The sequence below is a fragment of the Streptomyces sp. NPDC006733 genome (genome assembly GCF_040636125.1).
Taxonomy (GTDB): Bacteria; Actinomycetota; Actinomycetes; order Streptomycetales; family Streptomycetaceae; genus Actinacidiphila.
This window is the reverse complement of the sequence record NZ_JBEYJD010000034.1, coordinates 15911-34980: the sequence shown is the minus strand read 5'-3', so window position 1 is coordinate 34980 and position 19070 is coordinate 15911. Positions and strand designations below refer to the sequence as shown.

The following is a 19070-nucleotide window of genomic DNA, read 5'->3' as shown; positions in this document are numbered from 1 at the left end:
GCCCGATCGGGCCCGCCCGGCATTCTCGTCCCCCGGCCCCGTCAGCGCTTCGCTGGGGTCCGCACGGCCAGCACCAGCAGCAGCGCCAGGCCGGTGAAGGCCGCGGCGGCTGTGAAGGCGGCGGACGCACCCGCCGCGAAGACCTCCTGCGGGCTGCCGCCGGCGTCCCGGGAGGCGGTGCCGAAGACCGTGACGAGGATCGACAGCCCGAGGCTGGCGCCGATCTGCTGCATCGTCTGCAGCAGCCCCGACGCCGAACCGGCGTCGCGCGGCTGCACCTGCGTCAGGATGAGGGTGTTGAGGGGCATGATCGTGAAGCCCATCCCCACCCCGATCAGGGTCAGTGGACCGACCAGCGCGGTCAGGTAGCCGGCGCCCGCGTCGAGCTGTGAGAGCCACACCGTCGCGCTCAGCGAGAGCAGGGCGCCGGTCGACGCGACGCGCTTGGCGCCGAAGCGGGCCAGGGCGCGCGGGGCGGTGCGGGCGGCCGCGAAGAGCGGGAGCGCCAGCGGGAGGAAGGCGAGGCCGGTGCGCAGCGGGCTGTACCCCAGCACGCCCTGCAGGAACTGGGTCGTGAAGTAGAAGACCCCGTACATGCCCGCGGGAATCAGCAGCATGCAGCCGTAGGCCAGGGCCCGGTTGCGGTCGGCGAACAGCCGCAGGACGATCAGCGGCCGCTCGGCCCGCACCTCGTTGACCAGGAACGCGGCGAGCAGCGCCGCGGCGGCGGCGAAGGTGGTCAGCGCCTGGGAGTCGCTCCAGCCCTGGTCGGCGACGCGGATGAACGCGTAGACGAGCGAGGCCGTGCCGAGGGTGCCGGTGAGCGCTCCGGCGACGTCGAACCGGCCGCCGGGGTGGCGGGCCGTCTCGGCGACGTAGCGCGGGGCGAGGGCGGCGATGGCGAGCCCCACGGGGATGTTGACGAAGAACACCCAGCGCCAGGAGCCCCACTCGGTGAGCATCCCGCCGACGATCAGGCCGACGGCGGAGCCGGCGCCGGAGATCGCGGAGAAGACGCTGAGCGCGCGGTTGCGCTCGGTGGTCTCCGTGAAGGTCGTGGTGAGCAGGGCGAGGGTGCTGGGCGCTGCCAGGGCGGCGGCGGCTCCCTGGGCGCCGCGCGAGACGAGCAGCAGCGTCGGGTCGGTGGCGAAGCCCCCGGCCACCGAGGCGATGGTGAAGGCCAGCACGCCGATGACGAGGGCGCGGCGGCGGCCGATGAGGTCGCCGATACGGCTGCCGAGCAGCAGCAGACCGCCGAACGACAGGATGTAGACGTTCAGGATCCAGGACATGCCGGTGGAGGAGAAGCCCAGGTCGGAGCCTATGCCCGGCAGCGCGACGTTCACCACGGTCGCATCCAGCAGCAGCATGAGCTGGGTGCCGACGATGGCGCTGAGGGCGAGGAAGGGGTGGTGCCGCCGGGTCGGGGCGGGGGTGGTGACCGGAGCCGTGCTCAAGGACGTGGACATGCTGAGTAGACCTCCAGCGGAGAGTAAAACGGAGGGTGCCTCCGTTAACTATACGGAGGCACCCTCCGGTTCTACAATGTCATTCTGGGATCCCGGCACCACGGGATCGGACCTTGGGAGGCAGGTGGCGATGCGGGCAGACGCGCAGCGCAACTACGACCGGTTGCTGGCCGAGGCCCGGCAGGCCTTCATCGTGCACGGCACCGACGCGTCACTGGAGGACATCGCGCGCCACGCGGGCGTCGGCATCGGCACCCTCTACCGGCACTTCCCCGACCGCTACGCGCTGATGAACGCGGTCTTCGAGCAGGAGGTCGAGCTGCTGACCGCGGGCGCGGAGGAACTGCTGACGGCGGACTCGCCGACCGACGCGCTGGTGCGGTGGCTGCGGATGGTCGCCGTGCACTCGACGATGTACCGCGGGCTGTCGGCGGCCATCATGGCCGCGGACGAAGCGAAGATGGTCGCGTGCAAGCTGCCGCTGCGCGCGGCGGGCGGGGCGCTGCTGGAGCGCGCCCAGCGGGCCGGCGAGGTGCGTGCGGACGCGACCATCGCCGACCTGCTCAAGCTGACGAACGCGATCGTGCTCGTCGCGGAGAAGGACCCGGAGCGCCAGGCGATCTTCGACCGCCTGATGACCCTGGCCCTGGACGGCCTGCGCACCCCCGCGGGGGTCGCGGAAGCCATGGGGGTCGCGGAAGCCACCGCACAGGCGTGACCCGGGTCCAGGGCGTCGGAAGCGTCCTGCGCCCGGGTCCCACCTGCGTGAACCGACTTGCGTGTACTGACCTGCGTGTACTGACCTGCGTGTACTGACCTGCGTGTTGCGTGCCCAGCGGGTACTGACGACGGCCTAGCGACGGCGCAGGTCGGCGATCCTGGCCGCCTGCTGGTCGGCCGCGAGCGGTGCCGCGCTGCGCAGCGGCGGCTGACCCGGGTGCGGGTGCCTCCGGGGCGACGGCATCGGCATCTCGCGGCGCGGCCGGCCGGCCGCGATGGCGTCGGCCCCGACGAGGGACGCGACGGCGACCTGGACTCCGCGGTCCGCGAGGGCCTGGAGCTCGGTCGCGCTGCGATCGTCACCGGGCGGCGGTTCGTCCGTCACCAGGTGTGTGATCAGATCCGTGGGCACGGTCTGGAACATGGTGTCCGAGCCCAGTTTCGTGTGGTCGGCCAGGACGACGACCTCGGCCGCCGCCTGCACCAGCGCCCGGTCCACGCTCGCGGAGAGCATGTTGGACGTCGACAGACCGCGCTCGGCGGTCAGTCCCGCACCGGACAGGAAGGCGCGCGACACGCGCAGCCCCTGGAGGGACTGCTCCGCTCCGCTGCCGACCAGACCGTAGTTGGAGCCGCGCAGAGTGCCGCCGGTCATGACGACCTCCACCCGGTTGGCGTGTGCCAGCGCCTGTGCCACCAGCAGGGAGTTGGTGACGACGGTCAGCCCGGGGATCCGCGCGAGCCGGCGGGCCAGCTCCTGCGTGGTGGTCCCGGCGCCGACCACGATGGCCTCGCCCTCTTCGACGAGACCGGCCGCGAGGTCGGCGATGGCCGTCTTCTCCGCGGTCGCTAGATGGGATTTCTGCGGGAAGCCGGACTCCCTGGTGAATCCACCCGGCAACACCGCACCGCCGTGCCGGCGGTCGAGCAGTCCTTCGGCCTCCAGAGCGCGCACGTCCCGCCGTACGGTCACTTCGGAGGTCTGGACGACACGGGCGAGTTCACGGAGCGAGACCGCTCCGTTGGCGCGCACCATTTCGAGGATCAGTTGACGACGTTCTGCAGCGAACACGGAACTGACAGTAACGCCAACGACCGTCTGCTTTCAGCAGTTTGCGCCACTTAACCGAAGTCGTGCACAAAAGAGACCATCGGGTGGTAGAGCCCTTACGGCTCCACCACCCGGCCACGACCCGGCTACCGCCCGGCCAACTCCGCGGTGTACCGGGGGCTCAGAGCTCGCTCGCGGTCTTGCGGGTGTGCAGCTGGCGGGCCACCTCGGCGATCGAGCCCGACAGGGACGGGTACACGGTGAACGCGTTGGCGATCTGCTCGACGGTCAGGTTGTTGTCCACCGCGATCGAGATCGGGTGGATCAGCTCGCTGGCGCGCGGCGACACGACGACGCCGCCGACGACGATCCCGGTGCCGGGCCGGCAGAACAGCTTCACGAAGCCGTCCCTGATGCCCTGCATCTTGGCGCGGGGGTTGCGCAGCAGCGGCAGCTTGACGCAGCGGGCGTCGATCCGGCCGCTGTCGACGTCGGCCTGGGTGTAACCGACCGTGGCGATCTCCGGGTCGGTGAAGACGTTCGAGGAGACCGTCTTGAGGTTGAGCGGCGCGACCGCGTCGCCCAGGAAGTGGTACACCGCGATCCGGCCCTGCATGGCGGCGACCGAGGCGAGGGCGAAGACGCCGGTGACGTCGCCGGCCGCGTACACGCCGGGGGCGGAGGTGCGGGAGACCTTGTCGGTCCAGATGTGGCCGGAGTCCTTGAGCTTGACGCCCGCCTCCTCCAGACCCATGCCGGTGGTGTTCGGGATGGCGCCGACCGCCATCAGGCAGTGCGAGCCGGTGATGACCCGGCCGTCCGCGAGGGTGACCTCCACCCGGTCGCCGACCCGCTTGGCGGACTCGGCGCGCGAGCGCGCCATCACGTTCATGCCGCGGCGCCGGAAGACGTCCTCCAGCACGGCGGCCGCGTCCGGGTCCTCGCCCGGCAGCACGCGGTCGCGCGAGGAGACGAGCGTCACCTTCGAGCCGAGCGCCTGGTACGCGCCGGCGAACTCCGCGCCGGTCACGCCGGAGCCCACCACGATGAGCTCCTCGGGGAGCTCGTCCAGGTCGTAGACCTGCGTCCAGTTCAGGATGCGCTCGCCGTCGGGCTGCGCGTCCGGCAGCTCGCGCGGGCGCGCGCCCGTCGCGATGAGCACCGCGTCGGCCGTCAGCGTCTCCGACGTGCCGTCCGCCGCCTCGACGACGACGCAGCGGGTGCCGCCCGCCGTCTGGCACCCCTCCAGCCGGCCGCGCCCGCGCATGACGCGTGCGCCCGCCCGGGTGACGGACGCGGTGATGTCGTGCGACTGGGCCAGGGCCAGACGCTTCACGCGCCGGTTCACCTTGCCCAGGTCCACGCCCACCACACGCGCCGCCTGCTCCAGCGGCGGGGTGTCGTCCGCGACGATGATGCCCAGCTCTTCGTACGAGGAATCGAAGGTGGTCATCACCTCGGCGGTGGCAATCAAAGTCTTCGACGGGACGCAGTCGGTGAGGACCGACGCCCCGCCCAGACCGTCGCAGTCGACGACGGTCACCTCCGCGCCGAGCTGCGAGGCAACGAGAGCTGCCTCATATCCGCCGGGTCCGCCGCCAATGATCACGATCCGAGTCACGTACCCCATTGTCCCGCACGCGCCAAGCGTTCACTTACAGGGGGCTCACCTCCCTCCCGTACTCTCGTCCTCATGTCGCTCTACGCCGCCTACGCAGGCAACCTCGACGCGCGGCTCATGACCCGCCGCGCCCCCCACTCCCCATTGCGCGGCACCGGCTGGCTGGACGGCTGGCGGCTCACCTTCGGCGGTGAGCAGATGGGCTGGGAGGGCGCTCTGGCGACCCTGGTCGAGGACCCGCTGCGGCAGGTCTTCGTGGGGCTCTACGACATCGCGCCGATCGACGAGGAGTCGATGGACCGCTGGGAGGGCGTACCGCTGAGCATCTACCGGCGTACGACCGTCCGGGTGCACACGCTGGACGGCGAGGTGGCCGCCTGGACGTATGTGCTGAACGATTACGAGGGCGGCCTGCCCAACGCCCGCTACCTCGGTGAGATCGCGGACGCGGCGGAGTCCTGCGGCGCGCCCCACGACTACGTGATGGAGCTGCGCAAGCGCCCCTGCTGACCCTTCCGCCCCCTTCCGCGCCCTGCCGGAACGGTGTCGGAACCACCCTCCGGCACGGGCGTCAATCAGCGGATCATCCGAAATCCGGGAGACGCTCCGCTGGGACGTCTACGCGCGTAGGCCGGAACCGGATACCCTCGTGCGCGTGAACGCTTCTGTTATCCCCGACCCGTACGGCGCCGCCGATGCCGCCGCCGCCCGCCTGCGCGAGCTCACCGGCGCCGAGACCCATGACGTCGCACTCGTCATGGGCTCGGGCTGGGTGCCCGCCGCCGACCAGCTCGGCACCGCCGACGCCGAATTCCCGATCACCGAGCTCCCGGGCTTCCCGCCCCCCGCCGTCGCCGGCCACTCCGGCATGGTGCGCTCGGTCACGATCGGCGGCGTCCGCGCCCTGGTCTTCCTCGGCCGCAACCACCTGTACGAGGGCCGCGGTGTCGCCACCGTCGTGCACGGCGTGCGCACCGCCGTCGCCGCGGGCTGCAAGACCGTCGTCCTCACCAACGGCTGCGGCGGGCTGCGCCCGCACTTCCGCCCCGGCCAGCCCGTCCTGATCAGCGACCACATCAACATGACGGCGACCTCGCCGATCGTGGGCGCCAACTTCGTGGACCTCACCGACCTCTACTCCCCGCGGCTGCGCGCGCTGTGCAAGGAGGTGGACGCCTCCCTGGAGGAGGGCGTCTACGTCCAGCTGCCCGGCCCGCACTACGAGACCCCGGCCGAGATCGGCATGGTCCGCGCCATCGGCGGCGACCTCGTCGGCATGTCCACCACGCTGGAGGCCATCGCCGCCCGCGAGGCGGGCGCCGAGGTGCTCGGCATCTCCCTCGTCACCAACCTGGCGGCGGGCATGACGGGCGCGCCGCTGAACCACGCGGAGGTCCTGGAGGCCGGCCGCGAGTCCGCCACCCGCATGGGCAGCCTCCTGGGCCAGGTCCTCGGCCGGCTGTAGGCCGTCCGGCCGCCGGAGGGGCCGGCCCGCGGCGGCCGACCCCCGGCGGCCGACCCCCGGCGTCCGGCTCATGACGTCCGCTGCGGGTCGTCCGGCCCGAACGGGTCGAAGGCCCCCGCCGCCGGGCAGGCTTGTTGCACAGGCCCGCCCGGCGGCGCACTCCGGCGCTCGCGCCGCCACCCGCACACCACCCACCTCCCCCCGATCAGGAGCCTCTTATGGGAACCGACAGGACTCAGCTCACGCACGCCGCGCGGACCTGGCTCGGCGAGGACCCGGACCCGGACACCCGGGCGGAGCTGGAGGCCCTCCTGGCGGCGGTGGAGGCCGGTGACGAGGCGGCTGCGGCCGGTCTTGAGGAGCGGTTCGCCGGGACGCTGCAGTTCGGCACCGCCGGGCTGCGCGGCGAGATCGGGGCCGGCCCGATGCGCATGAACCGCTCCGTCGTCATCCGCGCGGCCGCGGGCCTCGCCGGGTACCTCACGGCGCGGGGACAGGCCGGCGGCCTCGTCGTGATCGGCTATGACGCGCGCCACAAGTCGTACGAGTTCGCGCGCGACACGGCGGCCGTGATGACCGGCGCGGGCCTGCGGGCGGCGCTGCTGCCCCGCCCGCTGCCGACCCCGGTCCTCGCCTTCGCCATACGGCACCTCGGCTCGGTGGCGGGCGTCATGGTGACCGCGAGCCACAACCCGCCGCAGGACAACGGCTACAAGGTCTACCTCGGCGACGGCTCCCAGATCGTGCCGCCCGCCGACGCGGAGATCGCCGACCAGATCGCGGCGGTCGGCGCGCTCGGCGACGTGCTCCTGGCCGCGGACGGCTGGGAGGTGCTCGGCGAGGACGTCATCGACGCCTACCTGACCCGGGCCGCCGGTGTCGTGGCACCGGGCGGGCCGCGCGACGTGTCCGTGGTCTACACGCCGCTGCACGGCGTGGGGCTCGACGTCCTGACGGCCGCCTTCGCGCGCGCCGGCTTCCCCGCGCCGACCCCCGTCGCCGAGCAGGCTGAGCCGGACCCGGACTTCCCGACGGTGGCCTTCCCCAACCCGGAGGAGCCGGGGGCGATGGACCTGTCCTTCAAGGCCGCGCAGTCCCTCGGCCCGGACATCGTCATCGCCAACGACCCGGACGCCGACCGCTGCGCCGTCGCCGTCCCGGACCGCTCCTCGGCGTCCGGCTGGCGGATGCTGCGCGGCGACGAGGTCGGCGCGCTGCTCGCCGTCCACCTGGTGCGCAAGGGGGCGACGGGCACCTTCGCCGCCTCCATCGTGTCGTCCTCGCTGCTGTCCGAGATCGCCGCCGCGGCCGGCCTGCCCTACGAGGACACCCTCACCGGCTTCAAGTGGATCGCCCGCGTCGACGGGCTGCGCTACGGCTACGAGGAGGCGCTGGGCTACTGCGTCGACCCCGCCGGGGTCCGCGACAAGGACGGCATCACCGCCGCGCTGCTCATCGCCGAACTGGCCGCGGGGCTCAAGGAGCACAGCCGCACCCTGGACGACCTGCTGGACGACCTGGCGCTCGACCACGGGCTGCACGCCACCGACCAGCTCTCCGCCCGCGTCGCCGACCTCTCGCTCATCGCGGACGCCATGGCGCGGCTGCGCGAGAAGCCCCCGACGGTCCTCGCGGGCCTGACCGTCGACCGCGCCGAGGACCTCGCCGAGGGCAGCGAGGCGCTGCCGCCCACCGACGGCCTGCGCTACACCCTGGCGGGGGACGCGGCCTCCGGCGTCGGGTCGGCCCGCGTCATCGTCCGCCCGAGCGGCACCGAACCCAAGATCAAGTGCTACCTGGAAGTCGTCGTCCCGGTCACCACCCTCACCGAGGCCCGCGCCACCGCGGACACCGTCCTCGCCGCCCTGAAGACGGACCTGGCGGCGGCGGCCGGCATCTGAGGAGCGCGGGCCCGCGAGCCCGCTGTCAGCCGAAGCGGCCGTTGACGTAGTCGGTGGTGCGCGGGTCCTGCGGGTCGCCGAACATGGCGTCCGTGGGCCCGTGCTCCACGATCACGCCGGGCGTGCCCTGCTCGGCGAGGAAGAACGCGCAGGAGTCCGACACCCGCGCGGCCTGCTGCATGTTGTGGGTGACGATCACGATGGTGACCTCGGACGAGAGGTCCGCGATCGTCTCCTCGATGCGGCGGGTCGACGTGGGGTCGAGCGCCGAGCACGGCTCGTCCATCAGCAGCACCCGCGGCCGCACGGCCAGCGACCGCGCGATGCACAGCCGCTGCTGCTGCCCGCCGGAGAGCGCGCCGCCGGGCTGCCGCAGCCGGTCCTTGACCTCGTTCCAGAGCCCGGCCCGCGTCAGGCACTCCTCGACGAGCGCGTCGCGCCCGTCGCGGGTGGACTTGATGCCGCCGAGCTTCAGCCCGGCGAGCACGTTGTCGTAGAGCGACATCGCGGGGAACGGGTTCGGCTTCTGGAACACCATCCCGATCTGCCGGCGCGCGCTGGTGATGCGGCGCCCCCGCTCGTAGATGTCCTCGCCGTCCAGCAGCACCTGCCCGGCGAGCGAGGCGGAGCCGATCAGCTCGTGCATCCGGTTCAGCACCCGCAGGAAGGTCGACTTGCCGCAGCCGGACGGTCCGATGAGGGCCGTGACCTGGCGCGCGGGCATGGTCAGCGAGACCCGGTCCAGGACCTTGTGGTCCCCGAACCAGGCGGAGACCGCCTCGGCCCGCAGACCGGCGGCGCCGGTCCCGCTGCCGGTCTCGCTGCTCACCGGAAGTACTTGGGTGTCGGTCATAGGAGTGGACTCCGTCCTCAGAGCAGGTTGGGAAGCAGGCAGGTGGCGGCGCCCGAAGCGGCGATCCCGAGCGCGGCGAGCACCGGCACGGCGGTGATCCAGGTCTGCCACCGGCCCCACCGGCGGTGCAGCCAGACGGTGAGCAGCGCGGCCGCCAGCAGCGCCTGCGACCACAGGTAGACCGACAGCCAGGCCCCGCTCTCGCTCCCGAGCGGCTTCTCGGCGTCCTCGATCCAGCCGGCCCGGCGCGGCCGGGGCGGGCTCGGCTGCGTCTCCGACACGAGATCGGCGTCGACCCGCACCACACCGGACGGGGTGTAGGCGCCGCCGGTCGCGGTGACGAGCGTCAGCCGCCCCTTGCCCGCGGCGAGGACGGCGGGCAGCGGATCGCCGTCCCGCCGGATCCCCGTGACCCGGTACTCGGCGGTGGACTGACCGGTCGTCACCCTGATCACGGAACCGATCGGGAGCCGCGCGATGTCGTTGAACGGCCCCCCGTACCCCCACGCCCGGCCCATGATCTGGCTGGTGCCCGCCTGCCCGGGGAACGGCGTGTCCCGCCGGTGTCCGGGCCCGGACCGCAGCACACCCGAGGCGGTCCCCTCGAAGACGACCTGCTTCGTCCCGAGCGCCGGAATGCGCAGCAGCGCCATGGGCGCGCCCACGTCCAGCGGCTTGCCGTCGAACGTGGTCTGCCCGACGGGCGCGGTCCCCATGGCGAGCTGCGCCCGCAGATCGTCGTACGCGGTCCGCTGGTCGCGCGCGTGCTGCAGGTGCCCCACCACCGTCAGGTTGGCGGCGAAGCCGAGCAGCAGCGCGGCGAGCACGCACAGCGCGGCCCCGGCGAACGCGACCCTCGGGGCGGCGGCCGGGGGGTCGGCGGCGGGCTCGGGGGCCGCGAGCGCGGGCGGGGGCGGGGCAAGCACGGTCACGGGGTGCGCTCCTGGGTAAGTGGGGGTGGGGGCCTGCGGCGGGCGCGTCAGCGGTGCCGCGGGGAGCCGAACGTCAGCAGCCCACTGCGTCGCGCGTGCCGCACGAAGAACACCCCCGCGACGGCCAGCGCGGCGGCCGCCAGCCCCAGCGGCAGCGCCGACCCGGCGCCGGTGTGCGCGAGGCTGCCGTTCCCGCCCGTGCCGCCGCCGGACGAACCCGAGCCGCCGGAACCGCCGCCGGTGCCGCCGTCGCCCGACGTGCCGCCGCCGGACGTCGTGTCACCCGTGGTCGCCGTGTCCGTCGCGCTCGCCGAGGGCGATCCCGTGTCGCTGGGCGACGGAAGCCCGGTGTCGGTGGGGGACGGAGAGCCCGTCCCGGTGCCCGACGGCGAGGGCGAACCCGTCGCCGCGGTGATCGTGTACGCCACGACGGCCGACGAGGACGCCACGAACGCCGCCGGGTCGGTGGGCGTGAACCGTGCCGTCAGATCGTGCGGGCCCGCGACCAGCGCGGAGGTCTTCACCGTGGCCTGACCGGAGGCCACGTCGGCCTCGCCGAGCGCGGTCGCGCCGTCGAAGAACGCGAGCTTGCCGACGGCCGTGGCCGGGTCGACGGCCGCCGTCAGGGTGACCTCGGCGCCCGCGACGGCGGTGGTCGCCGGGCTCACGGTCAGGGTGGTGGCGGTCGGCACGGCCTGCGACGTGACGGTCCAGGTGTCGCCGGTGCTGGTGATGGTCGTGGAGAAGGCGGCGGGCGCCGCGTCCCCGGTGCCGTTCCAGCAGGTGACGCGCAGCTCGTGGTCGCCGTCGGTGACCGGCACGCCGAGGACGTCCGCCAGCGTCCCGCCGATCGCGTCGTAGGTGAGGGTGAACGGCCCGGTGTCGAAGCCGCCGGACTCGCGGGCGCCGGGGATGACGACGGCGGAGCCGTCCGGCAGGACGAACTGCAGGGCCGCGGAGGCGCCGAAGCCCGCCGGGCACGCGGCGGACGTCCGCAGGGAGGTGATGAACGGATCGGAGGTGAGCTCGCCGCCGGCCGGGGTGAGCGCGATGCTGCCGGCGCTCGCGGCGGGCCCGGCGTGCGCCGCCGGAGCCGCGCCGAACAGGGCCGCCGCCGTGGTGAGGAGGAGCGCCGCCAGGGCGAGCAGGGCGGCCGGGACTCTTCGTGGAGCGATGGTGATCATGGTGGCGATCCCCCCAAGGGATGTGCTGGGGCCAGGACGGGTGCGGGACGGACGGAGGGCCGGGCGCCTGGAGGGCGCCCGGCCGTCACGCGGGGTGAGGTGTCAGATCAGGGTCGACAACAGTGGGATGCCGGGCGCGGCGGTTACTTCTCGCCCTTGACGGTGGTGGCGCCGCAGGCGGTGCCGAGGGAGCCGAAGCCGTAGTTCTGGATGACGGTGGTCTGGGCGCAGACCTTCGACGTGGAGCCGACGAAGGTGGAGGAGATGAGCGCGTCCGTCAGCTTCGCGGTCGGGACGACGTTGTAGACGTCACGCACGATCGGGAACGCGGTGTTCAGGACGCCGGACGTGGTCGGCGCGACCCCGTTGACGTTGCGCAGCACGGCGGAACCACGGCGGTTCGGCACGTTCGGCAGGCTCTTGCCCTGCGCGATGTACTGGGCGATCGAGTACGGCATGATCTGGCTGTTGTTGGTGAGCGCCAGGCCGTTGTTCTCCTGGATGGTGCCGTTGACGCACGAGCCGATCGTGGCGTCGGTCAGGCCGAGGGTGTTCAGCCAGAACTTCCGCGTACCGGAGCCGGTCTGCGGCAGCAGGGGCTGGATCGTCACCCCGTTGAGCGAGGTCAGCGTGCACTTGTAGATGTCGGTCAGCTGGGTCTTGGTGAGGTTCGTCGGCAGTGCGCTGAAGGAGCGCGTGGCGTAGGTGACGCCGTCCTTCGCGAAGGGGATGAAGGTCAGGTCCGTGGTGCTGGTGTCCGACGGGCCGCTCGACGAGCGGGCGAAGTCGAGGCAGCCGGTGGAGTTGTCCACGGCGTTGTTCAGGGCGGCGATGCCGGCCCCGGAACCGTCGGGGCGGGCGAGGGTGTCACAGCCCACCGCACGCGTCTTGAGGGGGGACGTTCCGGTCGCGTCGTAAGAGGCGATGATCTTGCCGCTCGCGTTCGTGACGACGTCGCCGAGACCGTTCACCACGTCCTGGGTGGTGTCGGAACCGACACCGGCGAGCTGCCGGTACTCGCCGGCCGGCGGGTTGGCCGAGGCGGGGACGGCCAGGGCGGCGAGGCTGAGGGCGGCAGTGGCGGTGATGAAGCCGATACGAGCGCGGGACTTGACGTTCACTTCTGTTCTCCTCCGAATGAACGGAATACCGAATGGACGCTCAAGCAAAATCCGGACCTTCGTGCTGCCGACCCGTCGATCGGCCACGGAAAACAATTCCCCAAATCCGTTGCGGGGGCCACCAATTGAGGCGGATGAAAAGGTTACGGGAGGGTTTCCAAGGCGCCCCTTAGAGAATTCGCAGCAGGGAATGCGGCAGCCCGGCCCCTGGTGGGCCGGGCACCGCTCCGCCCCCTTGGGGCCGGGCCGCTCCGCCCTCAGGTCCGCCTGCGCCACGCCCCCCACCTGAGCATCGCCGGGCCCGCCAGGGCCGCGGCACCGCCCGCGACGAGGACGGCCAGCAGGACCCAGCGGACGGCGCCGAGCACCGCGCCCGGCGTGGAGCCGGTGGCTCGGGCGACGCTCTGCCGCTGCGGATCGATCCGCTTGGCGGGGGTCGCGGGCGGGGTGGCGGAAGGCGGCTGCCCGCCGGACGTGCCGCCGGCGCCCGCCGTGTCGCCCCCGGTACCGCCGCTTCCGCCACCGCTGCCGCCACCGGACGTGGTCCCGCCCGCCGTTCCGCTGCCGGCCGTGCCGCCGCTGTCGGAGCCCGGCGGGGCCGTCCCCTTCTCCAGGGAGGCGGCGGCGGTCAGCGCCTGGGTGCGCAGCGCCTGCGGCATGGGCGCGTAGCCGGGCGGCAGTTGGCCCGCCGACACACCGGGCGTCTGGCCGGCACCCGCCGCGTAGCGGATGAGCCGGCCGTACGCCGTGCGGTCGGTGGCGGACCGGCCGGTCGAGGCGGCGGCGTAGGTGACCGTGGTCAGCGGGTACGCCCCGCCCCTGGCGCTCGCCGGGTCGGGGGTGAGCACCCCGGGCACGGCGGAGGGGCGCATCGTGCCGACGCCCTGGGCGAGGGCGTCGCTCGTCGGCTTCACGAACGTGCCGTCCGCGGTGCGCAGCGAGGCGGTCCGCAGCCCGTACCGGGCCGCCGAGGCGGAGTCGACGAGGGCGATGACGGCCCGGTCGCCGGGCTTGGAGGCCTGGCTGACCAGCTTCGCCTTGTGCGCGTTGCTGTCGAGCTCGGCGACGATCGTCCGCCCGGTGTTGCCGCGGCGGGTGCGCTGCGCGCTGTCGTGCATGTCCTGGGTGTACGGGTCCAGATCGGTGATGCCGTAGGTGAGCGGGTCGCCGGTGGGTACCGAGAGCGCGGGCGACAGCGTCGGATCGGACTTGGGGAAGTCCGTCAGGCCGGTGTCCTTGTCCAGCGTCAGGCTGCCGAAGTACGGATTGATCTTCGCGCCCCACGGGTCGGGCTTCCCGGCGAGGAAATCCTTCGCCTCCGGGTCGGAGCGCAGCCACTGCCAGACCAGCCGCGCGGTGTCGGTCTCGTCCAGCGGCACCAGCAGCGAGAGCGGCCTGGCGGCGTCGACCGCCCAGTTCTTGTACTGCGGATTCAGCGAGATGAATTCCGGGTCGTTGCGCAGCGAAGCGGGATTCTTCGCCACGTGGGCGGGCGGCTGCGACAATTGCCAGCCCGGCACGTCACGGATATAGGAATGGGTCAGCATTTTCGCGACGAGCCGCGGCGTCAGCCGCATTTCCTGCAACTCGCCGGAGCCGGGGGCCTCGATGTAGAACCCGAGGGTGAGGCCGGAGACCGCGACCGGTGCGTGCACCACCGGCGGCCCGCCTTCGGCCGCCTCCACCGGGTCGAGGGTGAAGGCCAGCCCCGGGGCGTCCGCGGCGGTGGCCGTCACCTGGCGGCGGGCGTACGGCTCGCCGCTCTGGCTGAAGCCGAACGTCGTGCCGGTGCTCTGGCAGAGCACCGGCTGCCACGACGTCAGGGCGTCCGTCACCATCTCGGAGCCGATGGTGCGGGACTCGGGCTGGCCGATCGGGCAGTAGGAGCCGGTGGCCAGGAAGTCCAGCCGGAAGACGATCCGCTGCTCCCAGCTGGTGGCGGAGAGCCCGGACGCGTCCACCTTGTCGCCGGCGGTCGCCGTCGTGCCGTCCACGTCGTGCGCGCCGCGCGGCACGACGACCAGCCAGCAGTGCCGGGGCCCGGCGGACGTGGCGTCGCCGCAGCCCAGGTGCGGGGCCTGGACGACGGTCTGCGCCTCGAAGACCGACTCCCCCGTGCCGTCGGCCCCGACGCGGACGAACGGCTGCTCGTTGGTGTCGATCGGCCCGAAGTAGGTGAAGTCCGTGGAGGACTTGGTGGGCTTGCCCTTGACCGGGCGGAACGGCACGAAGGGGTTGTCGAAGGGGTGCGCCGGGTCCAGGACGTACGTCTTCTCGCCCGGGTCGACCTGGTCGGGCAGCGCGCGCTGCCCGGCCCAGCGGCCGCCGGTGCCGCCGATGCCGGAGGCGCCGAACTCGCAGTCCTCCCGGTCGGGGCCGTTCGGGCCGTCCCCCCAGCACTGCATGAGCTGCAGGTAGTTGGAGGTGAATTCGGTGTCGGTGGTCGGCGCCCCGCCGGTCCACGTCACCCGCACGCCCTGGGCCCGCAGCTTCTTCGTCTGGTGGACGGTGACCTTCAGCGCGGAGAAGTCGTCGTAGCGGCCCTTGCCGCCGGAGTGCGTGACGGCCGACTCCTCGCCGTCGGCGGCACTCGCCTGGGAGGTGGTCACGGGCAGCGGCAGCAGGGCGATCACGAGGGCCGCGAGGAGGGCGGCGAAGCCGAGTACGTGCCGGCCGGTGCGCTTGCTCATGCGCCGTTCCCCCTGCGGTCGGCCCGCGCGCCGAGCGCGCGGGCGGCGATCGGCGGGCCGACGACCACGCCGAGCAGCAGGAGCGCGGACAGCGCCATCAGCGTCGTGCGCAGCGCGCCCTGCCCGTCGGCGGCGAGCGAGACGGGGTTGCCCGCCACGGTCGTGTCACCGCCGCCCCCGCTGTCGGCCGGCAGCTGCTCACCGGTGTCCGGGTCGATCGCGGTGGCTCCGGCCGTACCGGTCGTCGCGCCCGCGGTCGTGCCCCCGCTGGTCCCGCCGGCCGCGCTGCCGCCGGTCGTACCGGCCGACGTGCCGGCCGTCGTCCCGCCGCCGGCCGTCCCCGACGTGCCGCCGGACGACCCGCCGCCGTTCGCGCCGGCCTTCACCGGCGTCCGCTGGTCCTTGGCGCCGGCCGTGCCCGTCGAGCACTGCGTGGTGCCCCGCTTGTCGCAGGGCTGCGGGTAGGGCGCGTTCCTGGCGAGGGTGTTGGAGCCGTCGGCGGAGAAGGTGGGGTTGCGGCAGCCCTTGATGTCGACGTTCTTGGCCTCGACCCCGGGGATCCGGCGGACCTGCGAGAGCCCGGCCTGCACCAGGTTGATGGGCAGCGGCGAGTAGCCGAGCTGGTCGGCCTGCTGTTGGCCCTCGCAGAGGAAGTAGTAGGCGAAGGCGCCGAGCGTCCGGCCCTTGTCCTCGGTGAAGGGCGCCTCGTTCGAGGTCGGGACGATCATGTAGCTGTAGCTGGAGAGCGGGTACGCGCGGCGGTCACCGGAGCGGTAGACGTTGTCGAGGATCTGCGTCAGGTAGTCCGTGGAGTTCTTGTCGTCGTTGATCCGGGCCGACATCAGGCCCACGGCGACGCTGGAGGCCGTCGGCTCGACGTAGTAGCCGCTGCTGTTGAGCAGCTTGGCGACCGGGAAGCCGGTCTTGATCGCGTACGAGTACTCGACGTAGGTGATCGCGCCCTCCGCCTGCGGCTGCCGGACGTACCCGGAGACGCCGAGCGAGCCGGACTGCGCGGTGAACCCGGAGCCGGGGACGACCGGGTAGTACGACGTGAGGCCGCACGGCGTCGGCTTGCCCGCGCGCCGGCAGTAGTCGTTCCACAGGCCGCTCTGCTCCTTGGCCATCCAGGTGCTGAACTGCGCGGTGGTGCCGGAGCCGTCGGAGCGGACGACCGGGATGACGCGGCGGGCCGGGAGCGTCAGCCCCGGGTTGTCGGCGGCGACCTCGGGCGCGTTCCACATGGTGATCTTCCCGGTGAAGATCTTGGTGAGCACCGCGCCGGAGAGCCGCAGGTTGGTGACCCGCTTGCCGCCGATCTTGAGGTTGTACATGAACGAGGTGCCGCCCGCGACGATCGGCATGTACGCGTAACCGCGCTTCGGGGGCGCGTCCTTCACGCCGAACTCGGTGAGCCCGTACGGGATCTCCGAGACGCCGAAGTCCGAGACGCCGTTCTTGAACTGCTCGCGCCCGACGGACGAGCCGACCGCCGCGTAGTTCACCGTCATGCCGTACTGGGTGACGTTGCGCCGCCACTGGTCGAGCGCGTTGGAGCTCCAGGTGGAGCCCGCGCCGCTGATCTTGGTGTACGAGTCGGCGTGCGCGGCGGGCAGGTCCGCGGCGAGCAGCACGCAGAGCAGCGCGAGGAGCGCGGCGACGAGGCGTGCCCTCGGGGCGTTCCTGTGGATGACTGCGGCGACGAGGCGTGCCCTCAGGGCGTTCCTGTGGATGAGTGCGGGTGCGGGTGTCACGAGGCGCTCCTGGTCGAGGCGGATGCGGGGGAGCCGGCGTCGCGCTGTTCCGCCCGTGCGGCGAACCGGGCCGCGTCGCGGCGCGAGGCCAGCACGCGCCGGTGCTCCTGGCGGCGGGTCAGCCGGCCGGGGCCGCGCCCGCCGATCACGCGGGCGGCGATGAACAGCAGCAGGACGAGAGCCATCAGCACGGCGGCCGTGCCGAACCCGCGGGCGATCATCGTCGGCTCGGGGGACTTGATGAACTCGAACGTGGCCAGCGGCAGCGAGACCTGGGGCCCCGACAGCGGATCGGTGTTGGTGACGGCGGTGAACCCGGCCGTGAGCAGCACCGGCGAGGTCTCCCCGATGCCGCGCGCGGTACCGAGGATCACGGAGGTGGCGAGCCCGGAGCGCGCGGTGGGGAGCACCACGTGCCACACCGTGCGCCAGCGCGAGGTGCCGAGCGCGTACGCGGCCTCGCGCAGCGGCCCCGGCACCAGCCGCAGGACGACGTCGGCGGCCCGGATGATGATCGGCAGCATCATCACCGACAGCGCGAGGGCGGCGGCCAGCCCCGAGCGGTCGAGCCCGAGGGTGAGGATGGCGGTGGCGTAGACGAACAGGCCCGCCACGATCGACGGCAGCGCCGTCATCGCCTCCACGATGGTGCGCACGAAGCGCGCGAACCGGCCCGGCACCTCGTTGAGGAAGACCGCGCACAGCAGCCCGGTCGGGACGGTGACCACCAGCGCGATGCCGATCTGCTCCAGCGTCCCGGTGATCGCGTGCAGGATGCCGCCTGCCGACAGCGGGTCCAGCGGCCCGGCCGACGCCATGTCCTGCGTGTAGAAGTTCAGGTGCGGCAGCGCCTTGCGGCCCTCCCACAGGGTGTAGACGACGACGAAGGCGAGTGCGGCGAGCATCAGCAGGCCCAGGCTCTGGGCGATGACGGCCGCCACCCGGTCGCGGACGGCGGGGCCGTCCTCGTCGAACGAGACCAGCAGCGCGTACAGGCCGAGGAAGAGCCCGTACGCGAGGAGCGCGAACCCGAGCCCGCCGCTGAACGGCAGCAGCCGGGTGAAGAGCAGCGCGGTGATGCTCAGCGACGCCGCCGCGGCGCCCAGCACCGCGTACACGTCGGTGGCCCGCAGCAGCGCGAGCCGGCGGCGGGGCTCGCGCGGGGCCGCGTCCGGTGGCGTGGCAGTGGCGGTCGTGGCGGCGGGGAGGGTGGTGCGCGGGGCGCCGGTGGCGCTGTCTCCGCGGGGTGGGGCGACGAGGGTCATCGGGCACTTCCTCAGGAGTCGCTGGCCGCGCCGGACCGGCTGCGGGCGACGATCGACGATGCGGCGAAGTTGACGACGAGGGTCATCAGGAAGAGCGCGAGGCCCGCGGCCATCAGCGCCGACATGCCGAACTCGCTGGCCTCGCCGTACCGCAGGGCGATCAGCGAGGAGACGGAGCTGGAGCCGTTCTGCAGGATGTGCGGCTGCACGGCGAAGACCGGCGAGATGATCAGGTAGACGCCGATGGTCTCGCCGAGCGCGCGGCCCAGCCCCAGCATCGTGCCGCCGATCATGCCGCCCTTGCCGAACGGCAGCACGACGCTGCGGATCATCCCCCAGCGCGTCGCCCCCAGCGCGTACGCGCCCTCCCGCTCGCCGACCGGCGCCTGCGAGAAGACCTCGCGCATCACCGAGCAGGCGATCGGCGCGACCATCAGCGCGACGACGATGCCCGCCACGAAGGTGGAGGACGTGTAGACGGTGGCGGTCGCGAGCGGGTCCGACGGGTCGGCGCCGTCGACCTCGAACAGCGGGAACCAGCCGAAGTACCGGGCGATCCAGCGCGCCGTGCCGAGCACGTGGCCCTGCAGGAAGAACAGCCCCCACAGCCCGTAGACCACCGACGGCACCGCGGCCATCAGGTCGACCAGGCTGATCAGCGTCTGCCGCAGCCGGGGCGGCGAGTACTCGCAGATGTAGAGCGCCGTGCCGATGGCGAGCGGTACGGCGAGGCAGATCGCGACGAGCGCGATGAGGACGGTGCCGGTCAGGACGGCCGCGATGCCGAAGTTCCCGGCGTCGGGCTCCCACGCCTGCGTGGTGAGGAACGAGAAGCCGGCCTTCGACAGCGCCTGCCACGCCCGGTACAGCAGGAACCCGCCGACCAGCAGCATCACCGCCAGCACGAACCCGCCCCCGCCCCGGGCCACCGCGCGGAACACCCGGTCCGGCAGCCCGGGATCCGCGTGCAGCCGCCTCGGTACATCCTCGGCGGCGGCTGCCGCGGGCGGTCGTTCATGCGCTTGCGTCGTCACCTGGCCGACG

Annotated in this window: 15 protein-coding genes; 4 read left to right on the top strand and 11 right to left on the bottom strand. The window is 72.9% G+C overall.

From position 1 onward, the window contains the following. Positions 1-41: 41 nt before the first annotated feature. Positions 42-1469: an MFS transporter gene (locus tag ABZ721_RS27535; protein WP_358791409.1), complete on the bottom strand. Its 1428-nt coding sequence runs from the start codon at positions 1467-1469 to the stop codon at positions 42-44. Positions 1470-1599: 130 nt separating this feature from the next. Between ABZ721_RS27535 and ABZ721_RS27530 the strand changes: the two genes are divergently transcribed. Next, entirely contained in the window at positions 1600-2187 is a 588-nt protein-coding gene (locus tag ABZ721_RS27530) for a helix-turn-helix domain-containing protein (RefSeq protein WP_358791408.1), read from the top strand. A 135-nt stretch (positions 2188-2322) separates the two neighbouring features. Here the strand turns inward: ABZ721_RS27530 and ABZ721_RS27525 are convergent, their stop codons facing one another. Both ABZ721_RS27525 and ABZ721_RS27520 read right to left on the bottom strand, forming a co-directional pair. Then, complete coding sequence (locus ABZ721_RS27525) at positions 2323-3261, bottom strand: DeoR/GlpR family DNA-binding transcription regulator (RefSeq protein ID WP_358791407.1); 939 nt, start codon at positions 3259-3261, stop codon at positions 2323-2325. Between the two features lie 160 nt (positions 3262-3421). Then, on the bottom strand, positions 3422-4870 hold the full coding sequence (locus ABZ721_RS27520; RefSeq protein ID WP_358791406.1) for an NAD(P)H-quinone dehydrogenase: 1449 nt from the start codon (positions 4868-4870) through the stop codon (positions 3422-3424). Positions 4871-4933: 63 nt separating this feature from the next. On the opposite strand from ABZ721_RS27520, the gene ABZ721_RS27515 reads away from it, so the two are divergent. The 3 genes from ABZ721_RS27515 to ABZ721_RS27505 all read left to right on the top strand — a co-directional run bounded on the left by ABZ721_RS27515 (position 4934) and on the right by ABZ721_RS27505 (position 8227). After that, positions 4934-5371, top strand: a complete 438-nt coding sequence (locus ABZ721_RS27515) for a gamma-glutamylcyclotransferase (protein ID WP_138352192.1) — start codon at positions 4934-4936, stop codon at positions 5369-5371. A gap of 145 nt (positions 5372-5516) precedes the next feature. Then, entirely contained in the window at positions 5517-6326 is an 810-nt protein-coding gene (locus ABZ721_RS27510) for a purine-nucleoside phosphorylase (protein ID WP_358791405.1), read from the top strand. Positions 6327-6544: 218 nt separating this feature from the next. Then, positions 6545-8227, top strand: coding sequence for a phospho-sugar mutase (locus tag ABZ721_RS27505; protein WP_358791404.1), 1683 nt, complete (start codon positions 6545-6547; stop codon positions 8225-8227). Positions 8228-8252: 25 nt separating this feature from the next. On the opposite strand, the gene ABZ721_RS27500 is transcribed toward ABZ721_RS27505, so the two are convergent. The 8 genes from ABZ721_RS27500 to pstC form a co-directional block, all read right to left on the bottom strand. Further along, complete coding sequence (locus tag ABZ721_RS27500; protein WP_358791403.1) at positions 8253-9080, bottom strand: phosphate ABC transporter ATP-binding protein; 828 nt, start codon at positions 9078-9080, stop codon at positions 8253-8255. 17 nt (positions 9081-9097) lie between these two features. Beyond that, a complete protein-coding gene (locus ABZ721_RS27495) occupies positions 9098-10012 on the bottom strand; it encodes a sortase (RefSeq protein WP_358791402.1) in 915 nt (304 codons plus the stop codon). Positions 10013-10059: 47 nt separating this feature from the next. Further along, complete coding sequence (locus ABZ721_RS27490) at positions 10060-11196, bottom strand: Ig-like domain-containing protein (protein ID WP_358791401.1); 1137 nt, start codon at positions 11194-11196, stop codon at positions 10060-10062. Between the two features lie 143 nt (positions 11197-11339). Next, positions 11340-12317, bottom strand: a complete 978-nt coding sequence (locus ABZ721_RS27485; RefSeq protein WP_358791400.1) for a substrate-binding domain-containing protein — start codon at positions 12315-12317, stop codon at positions 11340-11342. Positions 12318-12574: 257 nt separating this feature from the next. After that, on the bottom strand, positions 12575-15007 hold the full coding sequence (locus tag ABZ721_RS27480) for a hypothetical protein (protein ID WP_358791399.1): 2433 nt from the start codon (positions 15005-15007) through the stop codon (positions 12575-12577). Next, positions 15004-16761: a phosphate ABC transporter substrate-binding protein PstS gene (pstS, locus tag ABZ721_RS27475; protein WP_358791398.1), complete on the bottom strand. Its 1758-nt coding sequence runs from the start codon at positions 16759-16761 to the stop codon at positions 15004-15006. The genes ABZ721_RS27480 and pstS overlap by 4 nt, the downstream gene beginning before the upstream one ends. Continuing rightward, positions 16758-18026 carry a phosphate ABC transporter permease PstA gene (gene pstA / locus ABZ721_RS27470; RefSeq protein WP_358791397.1) on the bottom strand — a complete coding sequence of 423 codons (1269 nt, stop codon included), beginning with the start codon at positions 18024-18026 and terminating at the stop codon, positions 16758-16760. Before pstA ends, pstS begins: the two co-directional genes overlap by 4 nt. Before the next feature lie 11 nt (positions 18027-18037). After that, positions 18038-19060 (bottom strand): phosphate ABC transporter permease subunit PstC, encoded by a 1023-nt coding sequence (pstC, locus tag ABZ721_RS27465; protein ID WP_358791396.1) that lies wholly within the window; start codon positions 19058-19060, stop codon positions 18038-18040. Between the last annotated feature and the right edge of the window lie 10 nt (positions 19061-19070).